Here is a 22166-nt window from a genome sequence, read left to right as displayed (position 1 = left end):
CGCCAGAACCTAAATCTGGTGCGTCTACCAATTCCGCCACGACCGCAGCAAATCTTTATAGTTATATCGACATTGGTAATTCAATATAACGTTGTTTGTTCTTCTTTCATAAAGAAAGAATGGTGGCTACTGCGGGATTTGAACCTGCGACCCCATCATTATGAGTGATGTGCTCTAACCAACTGAGCTAAGTAGCCATTTCCAAATTGTCGTTCATTTCGAGACGTTGCCGCTTCGTTGTGAACGGGGCGCATTATGCGTAGTTGAGCGAAACCCGTCAACTTTTTTTTTGAATAAATCGCGAATAAACATCTGTTCGGTTTCTTTTTAGGCAAAGAGGCGTATTTGTCGACAAAAAACAGGTCTAAAAGGCGATATATATAGGAAGTTAAGTTTCTGGTGAGGGGCAATTTAGAAAGGGGAAAAACAAAAAGGCCAGTGAATTCACTGGCCTTTTTTTTAGATGTTTAATCAGAATTATACGTTGAAGCGGAAGTGAACAACGTCACCATCTTTAACGATGTATTCTTTACCTTCAAGGCGCCATTTACCTGCGTCTTTCGCACCGCTCTCACCGTTAAATTCGATGAAGTGATCGAATCCAACAACTTCAGCACGGATGAAACCTTTCTCGAAGTCTGTGTGGATCTTACCCGCTGCTTGTGGCGCAGTTGCACCTACAGGGATTGTCCAAGCGCGAACTTCTTTAACGCCAGCTGTGAAGTAAGTTTGAAGAGTCAGTAGTTCGTAACCAGAGCGGATCACTCGGTTAAGACCTGGTTCTTCGATACCCATATCCGCTAGGAACTCTTCGCGATCTTCGTCGTCAAGTTCAGAAAGCTCAGATTCGATTGCTGCACAAACAGCAACAACTACGTTGTTTTCGTTTTCAGCGTATTCACGAACAGCGTCTAGGTATGGGTTATTTTCAAAACCATCTTCCGCAACGTTTGCGATGTACATTGTTGGCTTAAGTGTTAGGAAGTTTAGGTAGCCAATTGCTGCCGCTTCTTCTTTGCCAAGTTCAACAGTACGCGCCATACCACCTTCAGTTAGAACTGGAAGTAGCTTTTCTAGTACAGTGATTTCGAATTTAGCGTCTTTGTCGCCGCCTTTTGCTTTCTTCGCGTTACGTTGAATTGCACGCTCACAGCTGTCTAAGTCAGCCAGTGCAAGTTCAAGGTTGATCACTTCGATATCTTCGATTGGAGATACTTTGCCAGCAACGTGAACAATGTTTTCATTTTCAAAGCAGCGTACAACGTGACCGATAGCGTCAGTTTCACGGATGTTAGCTAGGAATTTGTTACCAAGACCTTCACCTTTAGATGCGCCAGCAACTAGGCCCGCGATATCTACGAATTCCATTGTCGTTGGAAGGATCTTCTGTGGATTAACAATTTTTGCTAATGCATCTAAGCGTAGATCTGGAACCGGAACGATACCTGTGTTTGGTTCGATCGTACAAAATGGAAAGTTTGCTGCTTCGATGCCTGCTTTAGTCAGTGCGTTAAACAGAGTTGACTTACCAACGTTTGGTAGACCAACGATGCCACATTTAAAACCCATGATATAAACCTTATTCTGCTTTGAACGTATGTAAGCGATTTTGTGCTTTTGGTAGGCCATCTTTTAATAAGATGTCTAGGCTGCGAACCGATTCGTCAACGACGGCCTCGATACACTCTTGCTCTTTTTGAGGAGCTTTGCCTAATACATAACCTGCAACTTTATCTTTGTGTCCTGGATGGCCAATGCCTAATCTAAGACGATAGAATTCTTTATTGTTACCCTGTTTGCTGATGATGTCTTTCAGACCATTATGTCCACCATGACCACCACCTTTTTTAAACTTTCCAATACCAGGAGGCAGATCTAACTCATCGTGAGCGACCATGATCTCTTCTGGTTTAATTTGGTAGAACTTTGCTAAGGCTGCAACTGCTTTACCTGACAAGTTCATAAAAGTCGTTGGGATCAGCAAACGAAGATCTTCACCGTGAACCATGATACGACCCGTTAGGCCAAAGAACTTTGGTTCGTTCTTTAGTGTCACGTTATGTACACGCGCTAATTCTTCAACTACCCAAGCGCCCGCATTGTGGCGAGTTTTGGCGTATTCTGGACCTGGATTAGCCAGTCCAACGAGAAGTTTTATTTGTTGGCTCAAGGTATGGATCTCTCTTGGGATTTCAAAAAGCGCCGTATGATATCACAGTTTATGAAAAAGGTGCGAGCTAGCTGATAGCTGCGCGATTATTCCTGTTTGTGATAACTAGTAGTGCAATATTACTCAGACATAAAAAAAGCACTTCATTGAATGAAGTGCTTAATGTTTTTCTCTCACGTGTTTCTAAAACAAAGCTATTGGGCTTTGATTAGTTGAACATCGCTGAGATTGATTCTTCGTTGCTGATACGACGAATCGCTTCAGCAAGCATGCGAGAAAGGCTAAGTGTTGTCACTTTACCCGTCGCAGCCATCTCTGGAGATAGAGAGATAGAATCCGTTACGATAACTTGGTCTAGAACAGAGTTCTTGATGTTGTTCGCAGCAGTACCAGAGAAAACAGCGTGAGTTGCGTAAGCGAATACACGCTTAGCACCGCGCTCTTTAAGCGCTTCAGCTGCTTTACATAGTGTGCCACCCGTATCGATCATGTCATCAACGATAACACAGTCACGGCCTTCAACATCACCGATTAGGTTCATTACTTCAGAAACGTTAGCACGTGGACGACGCTTATCAACGATAGCGATGTCAACATCACCTAGCGCTTTAGCCGTTGCACGAGCACGTACAACACCACCAAGGTCTGGAGAAACCACTACTGGGTTTTCTAGGCCACGGTTAGCCATGTCTTCTAGAAGAACTGGAGTGCCGAAGATGTTATCAACAGGTACATCGAAGAAGCCTTGGATTTGCTCTGCGTGTAGGTCGATAGTAAGAACGCGGTCAACGCCAACGTTAGAAAGGAAGTCTGCAACAACTTTTGCAGTAATTGGCACACGAGCAGAACGTACACGACGATCTTGACGGGCATAACCGAAGTAAGGGATTACAGCAGTAATACGGCCAGCAGAAGCACGGCGCATTGCGTCAATCATTACCACCAATTCCATAAGGTTGTCATTGGTTGGTGCACAAGTTGATTGAATCAGGAATACATCGCTACCACGAACGTTTTCATTGATTTGAACAGCGACTTCGCCATCAGAAAAACGGTCTACAGTAGCATCGCCAAGAGAGATGTATAGACGATCAGCAATACGTTGGGCTAGTTCAGGTGTTGCGTTACCAGCAAATAGCTTCATATCAGGCACGGTGGAAACCTCGGGTTGCGTCCAGTTTTAAATAGATTGTGGGTGGGCTGATTGGTATTCAGCCAAAGTTTCTTTTAAAGGAGAAATGTTTCTTCCTTTCGCTACGAAAGCGGAAACTGTGTCAGGCAGTTGTTCTAGCACCAATTCGGCTTCTTTTTTGCTGTTAAATTCAGCAAAAACGCACGAACCTGTGCCAGTCAATCTCGACGGCGCGTATTGTAGCAGCCATGAAAGTTGCTTATCAACCTCTGGGTACAGCATTCGCACAATTTTTTCGCAATCGTTTACGTATTCTTGCTCTAGAAGCGTTGATAGCGCTCGCTTTGGCGTGTTTCGAGTTAATTCTGAATGTGTGAATATGTCTACAGTTGCTATGCTCACTTGAGGCTTAACCACAAGATACCATTTTTCATCCGGATTAGCGGGCTGTAGCTGTTCTCCAACCCCTTCAGCAAAGGCGGCGTGGCCTCGAACGAAGACAGGAACGTCAGCACCAAGCTTCAAACCGATCTCGGCGAGTTCATCATCGGAGAGGTTGAGTTGCCATAAATAATTCAGAGCGACCAACACGGTTGCTGCATTTGAAGAGCCTCCGCCAATACCGCCACCCATAGGCAGCACTTTGTTGAGTTCAATATCGGCACCGAAAGAGGTTGAGGTATATTGCTGCAGGGCAGTAGCGGCTTTCCAGATCAAGTTGTCTTCAAGTGCTACCCCGGGAATTTCTGGTGTGATTGTTATCGAGCTAGTTTCTGAGTTTGCGGTAACCGTCAGTTCATCACCAAAATCGACAAACTGAAATAAGGTTTGAAGTTCGTGATAGCCATTGTCACGTCGACCTGTGATGTAGAGAAATAAATTCAGTTTAGCCGGAGAAGGCCAATGGGTTGGCGTTGTTATCATTTTTTCAGTGTCCACTTCGAAACTACAATGTTGATTTTGTTATTGTCTTGCTTGAATGACAATCGAGTAGGGAGTGGGATTGTCTCTGCTTTTGCGCTGTCTTCATCCGATAGTTGCTTATTCGGCATCTCTGTATTGCGATAGTTAGCAAAATTCAGTGTCCATAGTTGGTTGCTGACTTGTTTGGTGAGAGATTCAAGCGTGTTGGTGGTGTTCAATTGGTAGCTATCGGCTTGGTCTGGAATGCCAAGGAACCATTGTGGCAGGTGATCAATAGGGATCTGTAAACCTGTCAGCTGCTCAACCAAGACTGAAGCGCTCGCATGAGTAAATACTTGATCATCATAGGTCACGACTTTTGCACCCGATGGATCAATGGTTAGGTTCAATGCCGTTTGACCGAGAAAAGTCGTAAGCCTTAATTGACTTTGATTTGGTGAATGCTTCCAAATAAAATTTAGGCTTTGGCGTTGCTCTGGGGAAATGTAAGCGAGCTTGCCTGAGGCTTGATAGTTTTCTATCTGTAAAAGCCGATCTTGGTGACTTTGCCATTCAACGCTGGTTGGTTGTTCTGGGATAGACGAGCAACCCACCATAATTATGGCCAAAAAAATAAGAGACGTGATTTTGAGAAGCTTGCTCATATTTGCTCACAACTTGTTCAAATTTATCTAAAAAACGCTTCAACTATAGCATTGAATTCACGAAGTCAGGAAAACAAATCCCGCTTGCTCTTTAAATAGAGCCATGCATCAAGTAAAATTCGCCCCTTGTTTCCATTCCCTGATCGAGAACTTCTGATACATGTCTTTGCTTGCCGTAGGTATCAATCACAATACAGCGTCGGTTGAATTGCGAGAAAAAGTCGCTTTTGGTCCAGATAAATTATCTGAGGCACTCAAGCAACTTAACGCAAATGCACACGTAAATGGAAGTGTCATACTTTCTACCTGTAATCGAACTGAATTGTATTGTGACGTCAAAGGCGTGGCAAAAAACAAGCTCATCGATTGGTTGTCAGTTTTCCATCAAGTGAGCCCTGAAGAGCTAAAACCGAGCATTTATGTCCATGAAGAGCAGGCGGCGATTAAACATTTAATGCGCGTAGCTTGTGGCTTGGACTCTTTGGTATTGGGTGAACCACAGATCTTAGGTCAGGTGAAGCAAGCTTATACAGACTCGCGAGAGAACAAATCTGTTGATGCTTCAATGGAAAAGCTGTTCCAGAAATCATTCTCTGTCGCGAAGCGTGTTCGAACTGAAACGGAGATCGGCGGAAGCGCGGTTTCGGTTGCTTACGCAGCTTGTACGTTAGCCAAACACATCTTTGAGTCGATTGCCGATTCAACTGTGTTATTGGTGGGTGCGGGGGAAACCATTGAATTGGTGGCTAAGCATCTTTCAGCGAATGGCTGCACCAAGATGATTGTGGCTAACCGAACTCGTGAGCGTGCTTTAGGGCTGGCTGAAGAGTTTGGTGCTGAAGTGATCAGCCTCAATGAGATCCCTGATCACCTGCATCGAGCGGATATCGTAATTAGCTCAACCGCAAGTCCGTTACCTATCATTGGTAAAGGCATGGTTGAAACTGCACTGAAAACAAGAAAACATCAACCTATGTTATTGGTTGATATTGCGGTTCCGCGTGATGTGGAATCTCAGGTCGGTGAGTTAAATGACGCCTACCTTTATTCAGTGGATGATCTGCAGTCGATTGTTGATGGCAACATTGAGCAACGCAAAGTTGAAGCGATTCAAGCGGAAGCAATAGTTAGCGAAGAAAGTGCGGCATTCATGAGTTGGATGCGTTCACTGCAAGCTGTAGACAGTATTCGTGACTATCGTAAATCGGCCAACGAAATCCGAGAAGAATTATTAAGTAAGAGTTTACAATCACTTGCCGCTGGCGGTGACCCTGAGAAAGTCTTACTTGAGCTAAGTAATAAGCTCACAAACAAATTGATCCATGCTCCAACGCGCGCACTTCAAAGTGCAGCTGAGCAAGGAGAACCTGCAAAATTAATGGTCATTAGACAGAGTTTGGGCTTAGAAAACCCTCAATAATATTAGACCTCCAACAGAATAAGACATTATGAAAGCCTCGATTCTAGTAAAGCTTGAAACACTTGTTGAACGCTATGAAGAAGTTCAACATCTACTTGGTGATCCAGATGTAATCGGGAATCAAGACAAATTCCGTGCACTTTCTAAAGAGTACTCTCAACTAGAAGAAGTGACGGCTTGCTTCCAGTCATACCAGCAAGCTCAAGAAGATTTAGAAGCTGCTGAAGAGATGGCAAACGAAGATGACGCTGAAATGCGTGAAATGGCTCAAGACGAAATCAAAGACGCAAAAGCGGCGATTGAACGTTTGACTGATGAGCTACAGATTCTTCTGATTCCAAAAGATCCAAACGATGAGCGTAACTGTTTCCTTGAAATCCGTGCAGGCGCGGGTGGTGATGAAGCGGGTATCTTCGCGGGCAACCTGTTCCGTATGTACTCTAAGTTTGCTGAGAAGAAAGGTTGGCGCGTTGAAATCATGAGTAGCAATGCTTCTGAGCAAGGCGGCTACAAAGAGATGATCGCTAAGGTTAGTGGCGACGCTGTTTACGGCACAATGAAGTTTGAGTCAGGCGGTCACCGTGTACAACGTGTGCCTGAAACTGAATCTCAAGGCCGTGTTCACACGTCAGCATGTACGGTTGCGGTTATGCCGGAAATCCCAGAAGCGGATCTTCCAGAAATCAAAGCGGGCGACCTTAAAATTGATACTTTCCGTGCATCAGGCGCGGGTGGTCAGCACGTTAACACCACGGATTCAGCAATCCGTATTACTCACTTACCAACGGGTACAGTAGTAGAGTGTCAGGACGAACGTTCTCAGCATAAAAACAAAGCGAAAGCGATGGCTGTTCTTGCTGCGCGTATTGTTCAAGCAGAAGAAGAGCGACGCGCGGCAGCGGTTTCTGATACACGTCGTAACCTACTAGGTTCGGGTGACCGTAGTGACCGTATTCGTACGTACAACTACCCACAAGGTCGTGTTTCTGATCACCGTATCAACCTTACAATTTACCGTCTTAACGAAGTACTTGAAGGTGACATGCAAAGCTTGCTTGATCCGGTACTTCAAGAGCACCAAGCCGATCAGCTTGCTGCACTTGCAGAGAACAACTAACCAGTATGCAGTCAGCATATACGGTTGAAAGTGCTTTAAAAGCAGCAATCGTAAAGCTTCAAGAGGGTGATAACACATCACCCTCTATTGATGCCGCGGTACTGCTTTGTCACGCCTTAGATAAACCAAGATCTTACCTACTGACTTGGCCTGAGAAGCATCTCACCTCAGAGCAAGAGTCTGAATTCAATGCCCTTCTAAAACGTCGCTTAACCGGTGAGCCTGTGGCTTACATTATCGGTGAGCGTGAGTTTTGGTCACTGCCGTTAAAAGTTTCCCCTTCTACATTAATCCCACGCCCAGATACCGAGCGTTTGGTTGAGGTAGCTTTGGATAAAACGTACGACAAGCAAGGCGCGATTCTCGATTTAGGGACAGGTACAGGTGCTATCGCGTTAGCATTGGCGTCTGAGATGCCGAATCGACAGGTAACGGGTATTGATCTTCGCCCTGAAGCGCAGCAGCTTGCTACAGAGAATGCACAACGTCTCAATATCACCAATGCGACTTTTTTGCACGGCAGTTGGTTTGAGCCTTTGAGCTCTGAAGAAACTGTGAAGTTCTCTCTGATTGTTTCTAACCCGCCATACATAGAGAAGAATGATCCTCATTTGTCTCAAGGCGATGTGCGTTTTGAGCCAATCACAGCACTGGTTGCTGAGGAGAAAGGGCTTGCAGATATCCGATACATTTCTGAAAACGCTCGCGGCTTTTTGGAAAATGAAGGTTGGTTAGCATTTGAACACGGCTATGACCAAGGTTTAGCAGTTCGTGAGATTATGCAGGCGCTCGGTTATCTCGATGTTGTCACAGAGAAAGATTACTGTGGTAATGACCGAGTGACATTGGGTCGTTACTGTTCATAGTTAGTGATTGTTAATCGTCTTGTGAACAATGGATGATGAACTTGCTAAATTGATACCTTTAACTCGACAATACATTTAACCCGATAATGCATTTAACGCAGAAATACAGAGATTTTATGCAGAACTACAGAGCATTAACGGGTATTGTGAGGCTCGTGTTAACGAAAGCACATATAAAAATATAAAGGAATACCATGTACGAAGGTCTAAAACATTTTCACCTATTAACGATTGCTATAAGCGCGCTACTTCTTTCGATTCGTTTCGCTCTTATGATGGCTGACTCACCTAAGCTTAAGCATCCTTTCTTGCAGCGTTTCCCTCATATCAATGACTCGTTGCTATTGTTATCGGGTATTGGCTTGATTTTTATCACTGGCTTTATTCCATTTACACCAGCAGCACCATGGTTAACAGAAAAACTAACTTGTGTTATGGCTTACATCGCATTAGGTTTCTTTGCGCTTAAGCTAGGTAAAAACAAGCTACTGAGAGTATTCTCTTTCTTTGGTGCGCTTGGCTGGTTAGCGATGGCAGGCAAAATCGCAATGACTAAGACACCAACATTTTTCGGTTAATTATCTCCTTATTTCGGTTAACTATCTATGTACGAATTTTTTGATGAAGACTTTGACCAGCTAGAGTTAGCTGAAGGTGCATTGATCTTAAATAAAGCGATTAACCCAGAAACTCAAGACAGTTGGGCAGAGCAAGAGCTGGCGAGATTGTTAAAAGACGCCGAGTTTGCTTTGGTTAATGAAACCGATGAACAGCAGAAGTTTGAATCTTTTATTCGACTATTCTTTTATGAATGGGGCTTTGCTGGCGATAAAGATGCGTATTTCTCTTCGGAAAACGCGTTCATCGATAAAGTGCTTGAGAGAAAGAAAGGCATTCCAGTGAGTCTGGGGGCGATCTTTCTTTTTCTAGGTCGCAAGCTAGGCTTTCCTGTAGAGGGTGTCTCTTTCCCGACTCAATTCTTACTTAAAGTAAATTGGTACGGGCAAGCTGCGGTCTACATTAACCCTTATAACGGTGAGTACGTTGGCGAACAAACGTTGCGAGCATGGTTAATTGGACATGATGGCCCATTAGCTAAGGTGAAACCTGAGCACCTAGAAGTCGCCGACCACCCAACAATTATTGGTAAGTGGTTAGCCCTGCTCAAGAGTGCACTGCTGCGAGAAGAGCGTTATACGCTTGCATTGAAGTGTACTGACCTTGCTTTGACGTTTGTACCTGATGACCCATATGAAATCCGTGACCGTGGTTTTATCTATCAGCAGCTAGACTGTCACCAAGTAGCCGCAACCGATTATCAATATTTTATCGACCAATGCCCAGATGACCCGGCATCTGAGTTACTGAAATCTCAAGTGAACGTCATGAACGAAAAGACAGTGGTTGTTCACTAATTAATAATTATTTAGAGAGAATATGATGGAACAAAAAACAGTTCACATTGGCGATATGCCAATCGCAAACGACAAGCCATTTACGCTATTTGCAGGCATGAATGTTCTTGAATCTCGTGATCTTGCTATGCAGATCTGTGAGCACTATGTAAAAGTCACTGAGAAGCTGGGCATCCCTTACGTATTTAAGGCGTCTTTTGATAAAGCGAACCGCAGCTCAGTTCATTCATACCGTGGTCCAGGTATGGAAGAAGGTCTTAAAATCTTCCAAGAGCTGAAAGACACTTTCGGCGTGAAGATCATTACTGATATCCACACAGAAGCTCAAGCTCAGCCTGTTGCGGATGTGGTTGATGTAATCCAACTACCTGCATTCCTAGCTCGTCAAACTGATCTTGTTGAAGCAATGGCTAAGACTGGCGCAGTAATCAACGTGAAGAAGCCTCAGTTCATGAGCCCGAACCAAGTTGGCAACATCGTTGATAAGTTCGCTGAGTGCGGTAACGACAACATCATCCTTTGTGAGCGTGGCGCTTGCATGGGTTACGATAACCTAGTCGTTGATATGCTTGGCTTTGGCGTAATGAAGAAGTCTTCAAACGGTAGTCCAATTATCTTTGACGTGACGCATTCTCTACAAATGCGTGACCCATCAGGTGCAGCATCTGGCGGTCGTCGTGAGCAAACGGTTGAACTAGCGAAAGCTGGCCTGGCGACAGGTATTGCGGGTCTGTTCATTGAAGCTCACCCGAACCCAGACCAAGCTCGTTGTGATGGCCCATCTGCGCTACCTCTAGACAAACTAGAGCCGTTCTTGAAGCAGATGAAAGCACTTGATGACCTTATCAAAGGCTTTGAGCACATCGATATTAAATAATCGAACTGCATATAATTAACAGCCGGCGCAAACGCCGGCTTTTTTGTACCTATCAGTCAGCGAGTTGCGGTTAAGTTGATACTTTCAAACCAGTTAACTTACCAACTGAAATGTTATAACATATCAATTAAGACTTTGATAAATAGAATAAATCTAACGAAGGTCACTTTTCGGGGATGTTGAATTCAGCCAATCACAAATAATCTAAAAAATTATGAAAACGTTTGCCTGTGATCACTTATTTGCTCAAATGCAACTTTGCCGCTTTGTTACACACTCGATAGGAGATTAAGGTGATCTATCCTACATAAATATGAAATCACTCTGTTAGGTTTACCGTCTTAATTTAAACTACTTCATGTTTTACTAACTTATAACGATGTTTCCTTAGCGGACATTTGTTGAGTTTGAGTGATAAAAAAGCAGTGGATTCCCCTAAAAAGTTCAAAGGTATGACAATGAAGCAACGCCTTATTCTAAAGACAGCACTAAGTGCTGCAATTCTAGCTACTCTAGCTGGGTGTGCGTCTCAATCAGCTCATGATTGGAACCAAGACGAAACTTACAAGCTAACGATTCTTCACACAAACGATAACCATGGTCGTTTCTGGCAGAATAAATATGGCGAATACGGCATGTCTGCGCGTAAAACGCTAGTTGACCAACTTCGTTCAGAAGTTGAAGCAGAAGGCGGTAGCGTGTTGCTTCTATCTGGCGGTGACATCAACACGGGTGTCCCAGAGTCAGACCTTCAGGACGCAGAACCTGATTTTAAAGGTATGAACAAAATTGGTTACGATGCAATGGCATTGGGTAACCACGAGTTTGATAACTCTTTAGACGTACTACAAAAGCAGATCGACTGGGCTAACTTCCCAATGCTATCTGCAAACATCTACGATAAAGCGACAGGCGAACGTAAGTTCCAAGCTTACGAGATGTTCGAAAAGCAAGGCATCAAGATTGCGGTTATTGGTTTAACAACGGAAGATACCCAAAAGATTGGTAACCCTGAATTTATCGCGGGCATCGACTTCCGTGATCCTAAAGAAGAAGCGAAGAAGCTAATCGCTGAACTTAAAGAAACAGAAAAACCGGATCTAATCTTTGCTGTGACTCACATGGGTCACTACGAAAATGGCCAACGTGGTGTTAACGCTCCGGGTGATGTCGCACTTGCTCGTTACCTAAACGAAGGCGATCTAGACATGATCGTTGGTGGTCACTCTCAAGAGCCTGTATGTATGGAAGGCCCTAACGTTGCGAAGAAAAACTTCAAGCCGGGTGATGAGTGTAAGCCTGACGTACAGAACGGTACTTACATCGTTCAAGCTCACGAGTGGGGCAAGTACGTAGGTCGTGCTGATTACGAATTCCGTAATGGCGAGCTAGAGATGGTGAGCTACGACCTGATTCCAGTTAACCTTAAGAAGAAAGTTAAGATTGACGGTAAGAAGCAACGTGTTCTTATTCAAGATGAGATCGCACAAGACCCAGAGCTACTTGAATTCCTACGTCCTTTCCAAGAGCAAGGTCAAGCACAGCTAGAAGTTCAAATCGCTGAGACAAATGGCAAGCTTGAAGGCGATCGTAACGTCGTTCGCTTCCAACAGACCAACCTAGGTCGTTTAATTGCGACTTCTCACATGGAGCGTGCAAAAGCAGACTTCGCAGTGATGAACTCTGGTGGCGTTCGTGACTCAATTGAAGCTGGTAATGTTACTTACAAAGATGTACTAACAGTACAACCTTTTGCGAACATTCTGACTTACACAGACATGACGGGTAAAGAAGTTCTAGATTACCTAAATGTAGTGGCGACTAAACCAATCGATTCTGGTGCTTACGCTCAATTCGCTGGTATTTCAATGACAGTAGCGAACGGTGAAATATCGAATGTATTCATTGGTGGCAAGCAGCTTCGTTTAGACGAAACATACCGTTTCACAGTACCAAGCTTTAACGCTGCTGGTGGTGACGGTTACCCTAAATTGTCTGACCACCCAGGTTACGTAAATACTGGTTTTGTTGATGCTGAAGTACTGAAAGAGTACCTAGAAGCAAACAGCCCGGTTGACGTGAACAAGTATGCGCCTTCAGGCCAAATGGTTTACAAGTAATTGAATCCAAGCAATTGTATCAATAGGTGCTAAATTAGATTGACTCTAGCACCATGATAAATTTAACTAAAGCGACGCCGAGGCGTCGCTTTTTGTTTATCTATCGTTTGGATTTGTTATGACCCCTGCAATCAATCTCGCCAAGAAAAAGAAAATCGCTCATAGCGTGCATCAGTATCATCATGATGCCAATAATACGAACTATGGTTTAGAAGCCGTTGAAGCGCTTGGTCAAGATCCCAAACGTGTATTCAAAACGCTGTTGTTCTGCTTGAATGGTGTGGCGAAAGATTTGGCGGTCGCCGTTATTCCTGTCGACCAGAAGCTAAATCTAAAGCTGGCAGCAAAAGCGGCGAAAGGCAAAAAAGCAGAGATGGCTGATCCTGAGATTGCTCAGAAAACCACGGGTTATGTTGTTGGTGGCATTAGTCCGCTTGGGCAGAAGAAAGCACTGCCTACCTTCGTTCATTCCAGTGCGACAGATTTTGAAACGATCTGTGTGAGTGCAGGTAAGCGTGGGCTAGAGATTGAGTTAGACCCAAAAGACTTAACACTGCTGACTCGCGGCCAGTTTGCTGATCTATGTTTATAGATTGTTGTTCTCATGATGATAAAACTATCGAATGACAAACAAAAACGCCCGCTAGACTAATCTAGCGGGCGTTTTTATATCGAGTGTCTGTCTTACTGATTCAGACTACTTCTTCAGACCTAAAGTACCACCAACACGCTTTGGTGCAGGTTTGTTCGGTCTGTTTGAATCTTGGCTGCGGTTTGCCGGCTTACCGCTTCTACGATCGGTATTATCGCGATCTGTGCGATTGCGATCCGAACGGTTTCTATCTGAATTAGAACGCTCTGAACGAGAGTTCGATTTCCAGTTCTCGGTATTACCACCGCTTTCACCATTTGATGAATTGCGGCCACGCTTTGAGTTAGGCGCATGACGGAATTCATCCGCATTGTTACCGCGGTAAGTGCGTGTACGGTTCTCGTTTTGATTACGGCGCGCTGTTGAAGCTTGGTTCTCTTCACGGCTGTCAAAAAGTTTCGCGTCAGTCGCTTTACGAATGCGTTGACCTTTCGCGTTCATTTTTGACGCATCTTCCGTACTTACTGAGCCTTCACACATCGCTAAAATTTCAGTGATCTCTTCGTCGCTCAGGTAGCGCCATTTGCCGTTAGGAATACCGTCTAATGAGATGTTCATAATACGAACACGACGCAGTTTAAATACTTCATAACCGAGCGCTTCACACATACGGCGAATTTGGCGGTTTAGGCCTTGTGTTAGAGTAATTCGGAATGAGAATTTGGTCTCTTTCTCGACCTTACATGGCAAGGTAACAGTATCAAGAATATGAACGCCAGCGCCCATTTGCTTCAAGAACTCAGTCGTAATCGGCTTATCTACACGCACCACGTATTCTTTCTCGTGGTTGTTACCTGCTCGTAGGATTTTGTTTACGATGTCGCCATCGTTAGTCAAGAAGATAAGACCATCAGAAGGCTTATCTAGACGACCAATCGGGAAAATACGTTTGTGGTGGCCGATAAAGTCGACGATGTTGCCAGGAATATCACGCTCAGTCGTACAGGTGATACCTGTTGGTTTATTAAGAGCAATGTAAATCGGCTTCTCTTTTGAGCGAACAGGTTTATTGTCGATCTCAACATCATCACCTGGCAAGACTTTAGTACCCATTTCAGGGATCTTACCGTTAATAGTAACTCGGCCTGCATCAATCAGTTTATCGGCTTCGCGGCGTGAGCAAAAACCAGTTTCACTGATGTATTTATTAAGGCGTTTAGCTTGGGATTCTTGTGACATGATATTCTCTTAGCGTTTCACAACGGAAATATAGATAAACAAAAAGCAACTTTTGGATAGTTGCTTTGAGTTGGAATTCGTTAACTGAGGCAATTTTAGCACTTGGTGTGAGTCTAGGCACGAAATATCGATCTTGATGCAAAATTCGTTACTAGCCCGTTTATCTATCTCAACCTATTAACTGGTGCGTTTTTGATGGCGCTCTCTGTTCTCTAGCTTTTTCTCATTACTCTTTCTGAGCATGACATAGACTGCGCCCGTACCACCATGAAATTGCTGAGCAGAATGAACACATTGAACATCGTTGATTTGCGTAAGCCAATTTGCCACGTAGCTTTTCATCATTGCAGGTGGATTCGAACGCTCACCCTTACCGTGAACAATGATGACGGTACGAACATCCATTCTTAAACACTGACGCAAAAATGAAAGCACTTCGTTACGTGCGTCTTTCAGTGTTTTCCTATGAAGGTCGAGCTTGGCTTGAATAGGGTATTTGCCTAGGCGCAGCTTTTTGTATACGCCTTCTTGTACACCGTCTTTTTTATAAGCAACGACATCGTCTGGCTTGATCATTGGCGAGTAATCTAATGATAAGTAGTCTTTCTCGTCGTCAGACAGCCACATAGCGGCTTCACGCTTAGCAAGGTGAGATTCTGTGACTCGGTGTACTTTCTGGTGTTCAGCGGTGTCATGGTCGATACGTTTAACATCGCCCATCATTTCTTGGAATAGATCTAAGTCGTCATCATGAGACATAGTGTGTATCTCAAGTTGGAGAAGGATAGGGTAAGTATACCTAAGTTGAGGCTGGGTTTAAAAATGAAAAAACCGGAGAAGACAATAAGTCTGCTCCGGTGCAAAGCGTTTTGACACTTACTTATAAAGTAAAAGAATACTTAAAAGTAAATGATTTAGGCTGAGCGATTCTAGTGAGGAGATTTTTCAGTCATAACTTTGTAGATGAAGAAGCCTCCATAAAACATCATGAGACCCAGAGCCCCGAAGATTACTATCATTGAAGATAGTCCCACCGCATTACCAAATAGGAGATCTAGCCAAAAGTCCATGTGTATACCTCAAAGTTATATGACACGGGTTAGTGTATTAACTGGTGTTATCAATTCACTGATCTGGATCAATCCTGTTTCATAAGTTAAATACTTGTTGGTAACTGTGTGTTTTTCGTCACATCAAGCGTGTTGTTGTATGTCTTTTGTTCGAACGATTCGAATTCACAATAAATATGAGAAAAAGCGCTTGCGGATAAATTTAGAATCCGTATTATACGGTCCATCGACAGGCAATCAGCCAGTTAGATATCTCGGTGAATAGCGCAGCTTGGTAGCGCATCTGGTTTGGGACCAGAGGGTCGGGGGTTCGAATCCCTCTTCACCGACCACATTAAAGAAAGCCATAGCAGAAATGCTACGGCTTTTTTGCATTTTAATCTGGTTTAGAACATGAGGATGGGGGCTGGTGCGCCAGTCCGATGGAAGCCCAGCCGCGTCGAATCCCTGCTTCACCGACCACATTAAGAAAGCCTGCTCATTGAGCAGGCTTTCGTCGTTTCAGGGCATGAGAAATGGGATTTGAACCTAGGTGGGGTTCGGCTGATGTTCAAAATAAGCTCATCACAGCCACATTGAAGAAAGCCGTAGCATTCTCTGTAATAGAAGGGTCTACGGCTTTTTGTATTTTGGTATATGTGTAATTTCCTAGAGCGACGAAGGAGCGAGTCGGGAATCTCTTGTTGTTCTAAACGTGCAGCATAGAGACAAGGATTGATCCAGTAGTCCCAAATCTATTTACTTAACATCACAGGTAATGTTCTTGATTGGTGTTTCCGAGGTAACAAAACAAACATACGCTTCAGCTGGCTTATTAGGGCCAATTCGAATGTAACCAGCCTTTACCTCATCTTCATCAAACGTCACCGAGTGAGAGATACCCGTTTGGTTGTCGTAAAAGCTCGCTTCAAAATTGTTGTTCATTTGGCTTGCGATACGGTTTCGTGTTGTAGACGTTGTGAACGTAGTATTGGCGCAGCGCATCGGGGGCTTCTCTGCAATTAAAAACTGGCCGCTTTCTTTATCTAATACACCGCCTTTGGTATCCGGTTGAATATCTATTGCCTGAAACTGTTCAATGGCGCACGTTTCTTTGGCTGAGGCTATTGAGGGCATCAGCATAGTGAGGGCTAAAGGAAAAGCAAAAAGTACTGGTTTCATTGGAACAACGCCGTAGGTAAAAGAGCGAAAGATAATAGCACCGCAATGGTGCTATTAAATGTAATGATTCTGTTATTAGGTAATGGTTATATTAGGAGAAGGTCATGGCTTCGAATTGAGCTAGCTGTCGTCACTAATCTCAAATTGACACTGAGCCTGTTGGCTTTGTGATTGTTGAGTGACATTAAAACCTTTCTCTTTTAACAACTGCAAAAGGTTGCCTTCTCCAACTAGGTGTAAGGCACCAACCACAATCAAGTAGTTCCCTTTTGAGTCGAGTTTCCAATTATTGGCTGATAGTTTTTGTGCCCAGTCTATGTTGCGATCGGTTAAGAATGCTTTCTCTAGTTCAGGCGACATCTCAGAGAGCTTTGCGAAGGCTTCCAGTTTTGCTAAATCACCCGCTTTCCAGCTTTCTATTAGGCAATGAACCACACGATCAGTTTGGTCAAATTCTTCAAGACTACTGATTAACCACTCCTTACCGTCGTCCTTTTGTTTTGTCATCAGGTCTATTTGGAATTGCAGACGCTCTAAACTGATAACCGGAACACCTTGGATAGTCGCTTTGTAAGCTAGTGTCGCATCAACGCCGCTGGCTGAGCCATAACCCAGGTTTTTTAATTGCTGCATCTGTATGGAAAGAGACGTCGCCCAAGGCGGTGAGCTAAGCAGTTGTTGCGTAGGCATGCCCAATGATTTTGATATGTCGGTTAATAATTGTAGCTGTTCTGTATTGAGTACATCGGCTGTAGTGAGTTTGTTGTGGGGATATACAACGCCATCAGATTTTCTGATATCCGTTTCGATTACTAACCCATCACTGTTTTTTAGCGCGTCGGTGATCGCTGAAGGAAGTGGGTACATACTCTCGTCCCCAACGTGCACAGAACCTAAGATAGTGAGTGTCAGTTCATCCTTTTTGGCTTGCCAATAAAGGGGCTCGGCGACCGCTTGTTTAGCTGAAAAGACGAGAACGAATAAAACCACGTACCAGAGTGGGCGCAAAGGGAGCTCCTTTAGGAAGTATTAAACTCGTTAAAATCGGTTTTGACGGTGTTTTTTAACGGTTTTTTTTGAGAACGATGTCACGTTGTTTGTACGAAAAGTATAACAACCCAAGCAAATTCTTAAACCTTTCTCTATATCAACGACACGATTTTATGAAATCCTTTAGAAAGATTGTGATTCAATTCTCAATTTTTACGTCAAAATTAAAATGACGGAAGTGTCGTTGCTACTAACGTTATGATTTTAAAGTAAATAATTTTAGCGATATTTTTGAGATTTGAAGCTGATCACTTTATTAACTTGATTTAATTCACGGCAAAAAATAAGCCCATATAGTTTAGTTAACTTTCGAAGCGCTCCAATTTGCTTCTTACTCAATTTTTAAATTTATGGGTGAATACGATGTTGAAGAGAAACTTACTATCTGTAGCGGTACTGGCTGGTTTGACGGGTTGTGCTATAACACAAGCACCAGAACAAAAGGTGGTTAATGCACTGGCTGATAACCTTGATGTGCAATATGAAATCTTGACTAACCACGGTGCAAACGAAGGCATGGCTTGTCAGGATTTAGGCGCAGAGTGGGCATCATGTAATAAAGTAAACATGACGTTAACTAACGATGGTGAAGCAATTGACTCTAAAGATTGGACCATCTACTTCCACAGTATTCGCCTTATCTTAGATGTTGATAATGAGCAGTTTAAAATAACTCGCGTAACCGGCGACTTACATAAGTTAGAACCAACCGAAAAATTTGATGGTTTCGCTGCGGGTGAAGAAGTGATTCTTCCACTGACGAGTGAATACTGGCAGTTGTTTGAAACTGACTTTATGCCGGGTGCATTCGTAACGGCACCAAACGCAGAACCTAAGATGATTGCTTCATTGAATACAGAAGATGTCGCGTCGTTCGTAACAGGTTTGGAAGGAAACAACCTAAAGCGTACACCTGATGACAACAACGTAATGGCGACTGCTGTTACGCGTTTCGAAAAGAATGCGGATCTAGCAACGCAAGACGTATCAACCACTTTATTACCAACGCCAATGTCGGTAGAAGCCGGTGAAGGTTCAGTTAGCATTGCTGGTGGTATTGCCCTACCTAAAGACGCATTCGACGCTGAGCAATTCGCAGCAATTGAAGAACGTGCAGATGTGGTAAACGTAGATGTGAGTGGCGACCTACCTGTGAGTGTCGCTGTTGTTCCTACTCAGTTTACGGGTGATTTAGCGAAATCTGGCGCTTATGAACTAAGCATCTCGGAAGAGGGGATTGCAATTAAAGCGTTTGATAAAACCGGCGCTTTCTACGCAGTTCAGTCTATTTTTGGCCTAATAGATAGTCAGAACGCTGAATCATTACCACAACTGTCGATCCAAGATGCTCCACGCTTTGATTACCGTGGTGTGATGGTGGATGTTGCTCGAAACTTCCATTCAAAAGATGCCATCCTAGCAACGCTAGAGCAAATGGCAGCCTACAAGATGAACAAACTGCACCTTCACTTAACGGATGATGAAGGCTGGCGTTTAGAAATCCCAGGTTTACCAGAGCTAACGGATGTAGGGTCTAATCGTTGTTTCGATTTGGAAGAGCAAAGCTGTTTACTGCCTCAGCTAGGTTCAGGTCCAACAACAGACAACTTCGGCTCTGGCTTCTTTAGTAAAGCGGATTACGTCGAGATCTTAAGCTACGCAAAAGCGCGCAGCATCGAAGTTATTCCAGAGATTGATATGCCAGCACACGCTCGTTCTGCTGTGGTATCAATGGAAGCACGTTACACTCGCCTAATGGCGGAAGGTAAAGAAGCGGAAGCGAACGAATACCGTCTGATGGATCCACAAGATACGTCGAATGTAACCACGGTTCAGTTCTACGATAAACAAAGCTTCATCAACCCATGTATGGAATCGTCAACTCACTTTGTCGATAAAGTTATCTCTGAAGTAGCGGCCATGCACCAAGAAGCGGGCGTTCCGCTAACGACTTGGCACTTTGGCGGCGATGAAGCGAAAAACATCAAGTTAGGCGCAGGCTTACAAGATATTAATGCAGAAGATAAAGTGGCGTGGAAAGGTAACATTGACTTATCTAAGCAAGACAAGCCATTCCAGCAGTCTCCACAGTGTCAGAAATTAATTGCAGACGGTACAGTAAGTGATTTCGGTCACCTGCCAAGCCACTTTGCAGAACAGGTGTCTAAGATTGTTGCTGAGAAGGGTATTCCACACTTCCAAGCGTGGCAAGATGGCCTGAAATACAGTGAAGGTGAAGAGGCATTTGCAACAGAAAGTACGCGCGTTAACTTCTGGGATGTTCTTTACTGGGGCGGTACTTCATCAGTTTACGACTGGTCTGCGAAAGGTTATGACGTAATTGTTTCTAACCCAGATTACGTATACATGGATATGCCATACGAAGTGGATGCTGCAGAACGTGGCTACTACTGGGCAACGCGTGCAACCGATACTCGTAAGATGTTTGGCTTTGCTCCAGAGAACATGCCACAAAACGCAGAAACGTCATTAGACCGTGACGGCAATGGCTTCAGTGGTAAAGGTGAGATTGAAGCGAAACCTTTCTACGGTTTGTCAGCGCAGCTTTGGTCTGAAACAGTACGTACGGACGAGCAGTATGAATACATGGTATTCCCACGCGTTCTTGCAGCAGCTGAGCGTGCATGGCACCGAGCGGATTGGGAAAACGACTACAAAGTGGGCGTTGAGTACTCTCAAGATACTGACTTAGTGAATAAGCAGGCTCTAAACAGTGACTTTAATCGTTTCGCGAATATTGTTGGCCAACGTGAGCTGGCTAAGCTTGAAAAGGCGGGTATCGATTACCGACTGCCAGTTCCGGGTGCAAAAGTGGTTGATGGCAAGCTTGCAATGAACGTTCAATTCCCAGGCGTAGAGCTTCAATACTCAGCAGATGGTGAAAACTGGCTAACGTATGATGAGCAACAACGTCCATCGGTTTCTGGTGAAACTTACATCCGCTCTATCTCTGAAAGTGGCGAGAAAGTAAGTCGAGTGACTTCGGTAAAATAATCGATAAGCAACATTAATAGAAAAGCTCCCTAGCTATTGTCTTATTCAGATAAAAGTGGGAGCTTTTTTTTCGTCCAAACTAAGTTAGGCACTTCTCTTAAGCTGAAACATATGGAAATACTCTTTGTTTATATCGTCAACAATGCACATAAGGTGAGTTCCATCGCAAAAGTGACGCGCTTCTCATTATTCTCTTCAAAAAATAAGTCCCCCATAAAAAACTCTAAATCAAGTGTGATTGAACTAACTTATTCTAATTTCGCAGCGTGAAATAATGTGATCTGGATCTGTACGTTTTTTCGTCTTGAGTTTTTTATCAATTTTTATGTTTTTAAGTGTATGATTTTAAAGTGTTAAATAACTTGTTCTTTTTTGATAGTGAGAGAGATCACTCTGCCCATTCTTTTATTTTTAAACGCGAATTAATTCGAGCAACATAGATTTCATGCCAGGGAGGCTACCAACTACTCAAGCGGTGAAGGTGAATGATGTACCGAAGATGTGCCGCTGAAAAAATTAAACTAAGGCAGTTTACTATGAAAAAAATTATCGCTCTAAGTGCTCTTTCTCTTGCTTTCGCTTCTAGTGCTTTTGCTGGTTCTTCTTACGTTACAGGTAACGTTCAATTTCACTCTGATTTCCAACCAAACGCTACGTCTACTCTAGAAGCTGGCCACACGTTTGATTCTGGTACAACGCTACTAACAGAGTTCGATGGTATCTCTCTTGGTAAGTACGATGATGATGCTCTGCAAGATAACAACATTGGTAATTCACCATACATTACTTTAGGTGTTGAGCAGATGTACAACATCAATGACAACCTATGGGTTGCTGCTGGTTATCACCACCTACTAAACAACGGTGAGACTGTTCAGTACCGTCCACTAGTTAAGATTGGTTACAACTTCGATAACGGTATCTCAATCAGCAACCGTACTCGTTACCACGCTATGGAAGACAGCAAAGCTGACGATCAAACTCGTTTTGACAACCGTATCGGTTATGCAGTAAACGCTGAGCTAGCTCTAAGCTACAACAACGTATACGTAATCAGCGATGCTGATAACACAATGGACCACGAGCTTCGTGCGACATGGACTCGTCAAGGCGTTCAACCTTACTTTGAGTACCGTAACCAAGCTGACAACGCTAACAACGCATTCGTATTCGGTGCTTCTTACGGCTTCTAAGCTGATTCGCTTGGCTGCTTAGTCGCTTAGATTATTAGCTGAGTGAACTTCTTTGCTAAATAGCTTGCTAGCTAATTAGCGAGAGGAACATAGCGGTACTAACAGCCCGGTTGGTGCCGCGACAAGATTTGCTTTACTGTCCAAAAGCAAAGAGCCTAGCA

Annotated in this window: 20 protein-coding genes and 2 tRNA genes; 11 read left to right on the top strand and 11 right to left on the bottom strand. The window is 43.8% G+C overall.

What is annotated here, in order from left to right:
* Positions 1-120: 120 nt before the first annotated feature.
* From MSG36_RS21455 to lolB, 6 genes are all read right to left on the bottom strand, one after another.
* A tRNA-Met gene (locus MSG36_RS21455) sits at positions 121-197 on the bottom strand.
* 280 nt (positions 198-477) lie between these two features.
* Positions 478-1569 carry a redox-regulated ATPase YchF gene (gene ychF / locus MSG36_RS21450; protein WP_010439159.1) on the bottom strand — a complete coding sequence of 364 codons (1092 nt, stop codon included), beginning with the start codon at positions 1567-1569 and terminating at the stop codon, positions 478-480.
* Between the two features lie 10 nt (positions 1570-1579).
* Positions 1580-2170, bottom strand: coding sequence for an aminoacyl-tRNA hydrolase (pth, locus tag MSG36_RS21445; protein WP_004739815.1), 591 nt, complete (start codon positions 2168-2170; stop codon positions 1580-1582).
* Positions 2171-2378: 208 nt separating this feature from the next.
* On the bottom strand, positions 2379-3323 hold the full coding sequence (locus tag MSG36_RS21440) for a ribose-phosphate pyrophosphokinase (RefSeq protein ID WP_004739814.1): 945 nt from the start codon (positions 3321-3323) through the stop codon (positions 2379-2381).
* Between the two features lie 27 nt (positions 3324-3350).
* A complete protein-coding gene (gene ispE, locus MSG36_RS21435; protein WP_248369647.1) occupies positions 3351-4226 on the bottom strand; it encodes a 4-(cytidine 5'-diphospho)-2-C-methyl-D-erythritol kinase in 876 nt (291 codons plus the stop codon).
* Complete coding sequence (gene lolB, locus MSG36_RS21430; RefSeq protein ID WP_248369645.1) at positions 4223-4870, bottom strand: lipoprotein insertase outer membrane protein LolB; 648 nt, start codon at positions 4868-4870, stop codon at positions 4223-4225. The genes ispE and lolB overlap by 4 nt, the downstream gene beginning before the upstream one ends.
* 160 nt (positions 4871-5030) lie before the next feature.
* Here lolB and hemA point away from each other — a divergent pair, with 160 nt between their 5' ends.
* The 8 genes from hemA (at position 5031) to ybaK (ending at position 13277) form a co-directional block, all read left to right on the top strand.
* Complete coding sequence (gene hemA, locus MSG36_RS21425; RefSeq protein ID WP_019821588.1) at positions 5031-6290, top strand: glutamyl-tRNA reductase; 1260 nt, start codon at positions 5031-5033, stop codon at positions 6288-6290.
* Positions 6291-6318: 28 nt separating this feature from the next.
* Positions 6319-7407, top strand: a complete 1089-nt coding sequence (prfA, locus tag MSG36_RS21420) for a peptide chain release factor 1 (protein ID WP_019821589.1) — start codon at positions 6319-6321, stop codon at positions 7405-7407.
* A gap of 5 nt (positions 7408-7412) precedes the next feature.
* Positions 7413-8273, top strand: a complete 861-nt coding sequence (gene prmC, locus MSG36_RS21415) for a peptide chain release factor N(5)-glutamine methyltransferase (RefSeq protein ID WP_248369643.1) — start codon at positions 7413-7415, stop codon at positions 8271-8273.
* A 194-nt stretch (positions 8274-8467) separates the two neighbouring features.
* The gene (locus MSG36_RS21410) at positions 8468-8851 is read left to right on the top strand and encodes a SirB2 family protein (protein ID WP_248369641.1); all 384 of its coding nucleotides are present in this window, start codon (positions 8468-8470) and stop codon (positions 8849-8851) included.
* Between the two features lie 27 nt (positions 8852-8878).
* On the top strand, positions 8879-9688 hold the full coding sequence (locus tag MSG36_RS21405; RefSeq protein ID WP_248369639.1) for a SirB1 family protein: 810 nt from the start codon (positions 8879-8881) through the stop codon (positions 9686-9688).
* Between the two features lie 22 nt (positions 9689-9710).
* Positions 9711-10565, top strand: coding sequence for a 3-deoxy-8-phosphooctulonate synthase (kdsA, locus tag MSG36_RS21400; protein WP_017069619.1), 855 nt, complete (start codon positions 9711-9713; stop codon positions 10563-10565).
* Positions 10566-11023: 458 nt separating this feature from the next.
* Complete coding sequence (ushA, locus tag MSG36_RS21395; protein WP_248369637.1) at positions 11024-12685, top strand: bifunctional UDP-sugar hydrolase/5'-nucleotidase UshA; 1662 nt, start codon at positions 11024-11026, stop codon at positions 12683-12685.
* Positions 12686-12803: 118 nt separating this feature from the next.
* Positions 12804-13277 (top strand): Cys-tRNA(Pro) deacylase, encoded by a 474-nt coding sequence (ybaK, locus tag MSG36_RS21390; RefSeq protein ID WP_017069618.1) that lies wholly within the window; start codon positions 12804-12806, stop codon positions 13275-13277.
* 105 nt (positions 13278-13382) lie between these two features.
* On the opposite strand, the gene rluF is transcribed toward ybaK, so the two are convergent.
* The 3 genes from rluF to MSG36_RS21375 all read right to left on the bottom strand — a co-directional run bounded on the left by rluF (position 13383) and on the right by MSG36_RS21375 (position 15586).
* Positions 13383-14516: a 23S rRNA pseudouridine(2604) synthase RluF gene (rluF, locus tag MSG36_RS21385; RefSeq protein WP_017064161.1), complete on the bottom strand. Its 1134-nt coding sequence runs from the start codon at positions 14514-14516 to the stop codon at positions 13383-13385.
* A 177-nt stretch (positions 14517-14693) separates the two neighbouring features.
* On the bottom strand, positions 14694-15275 hold the full coding sequence (gene smrA / locus MSG36_RS21380) for a DNA endonuclease SmrA (protein WP_017062320.1): 582 nt from the start codon (positions 15273-15275) through the stop codon (positions 14694-14696).
* Between the two features lie 170 nt (positions 15276-15445).
* Positions 15446-15586, bottom strand: coding sequence for a DUF3149 domain-containing protein (locus tag MSG36_RS21375; RefSeq protein WP_017062321.1), 141 nt, complete (start codon positions 15584-15586; stop codon positions 15446-15448).
* Positions 15587-15841: 255 nt separating this feature from the next.
* Between MSG36_RS21375 and MSG36_RS21370 the strand changes: the two genes are divergently transcribed.
* A tRNA-Pro gene (locus MSG36_RS21370) sits at positions 15842-15918 on the top strand.
* A gap of 406 nt (positions 15919-16324) precedes the next feature.
* On the opposite strand, the gene MSG36_RS21365 is transcribed toward MSG36_RS21370, so the two are convergent.
* Together MSG36_RS21365 and MSG36_RS21360 are read right to left on the bottom strand one after the other, a co-directional pair.
* On the bottom strand, positions 16325-16747 hold the full coding sequence (locus MSG36_RS21365) for a hypothetical protein (protein WP_248369635.1): 423 nt from the start codon (positions 16745-16747) through the stop codon (positions 16325-16327).
* Between the two features lie 120 nt (positions 16748-16867).
* Complete coding sequence (locus MSG36_RS21360; RefSeq protein WP_060983592.1) at positions 16868-17755, bottom strand: TraB/GumN family protein; 888 nt, start codon at positions 17753-17755, stop codon at positions 16868-16870.
* Between the two features lie 405 nt (positions 17756-18160).
* On the opposite strand from MSG36_RS21360, the gene MSG36_RS21355 reads away from it, so the two are divergent.
* On the top strand, positions 18161-20812 hold the full coding sequence (locus tag MSG36_RS21355) for a beta-N-acetylhexosaminidase (protein WP_248369633.1): 2652 nt from the start codon (positions 18161-18163) through the stop codon (positions 20810-20812).
* Positions 20813-21348: 536 nt separating this feature from the next.
* Positions 21349-22005, top strand: coding sequence for an oligogalacturonate-specific porin KdgM family protein (locus tag MSG36_RS21350; protein WP_086714017.1), 657 nt, complete (start codon positions 21349-21351; stop codon positions 22003-22005).
* Positions 22006-22166: the final 161 nt, after the last annotated feature.

Origin of the sequence: Vibrio sp. 1CM8B, from assembly GCF_023161685.1 — a bacterium.
Classification (GTDB): Bacteria; Pseudomonadota; Gammaproteobacteria; order Enterobacterales; family Vibrionaceae; genus Vibrio; species Vibrio coralliirubri.
This window is presented reverse-complemented; position numbering and strand designations above follow the sequence as displayed.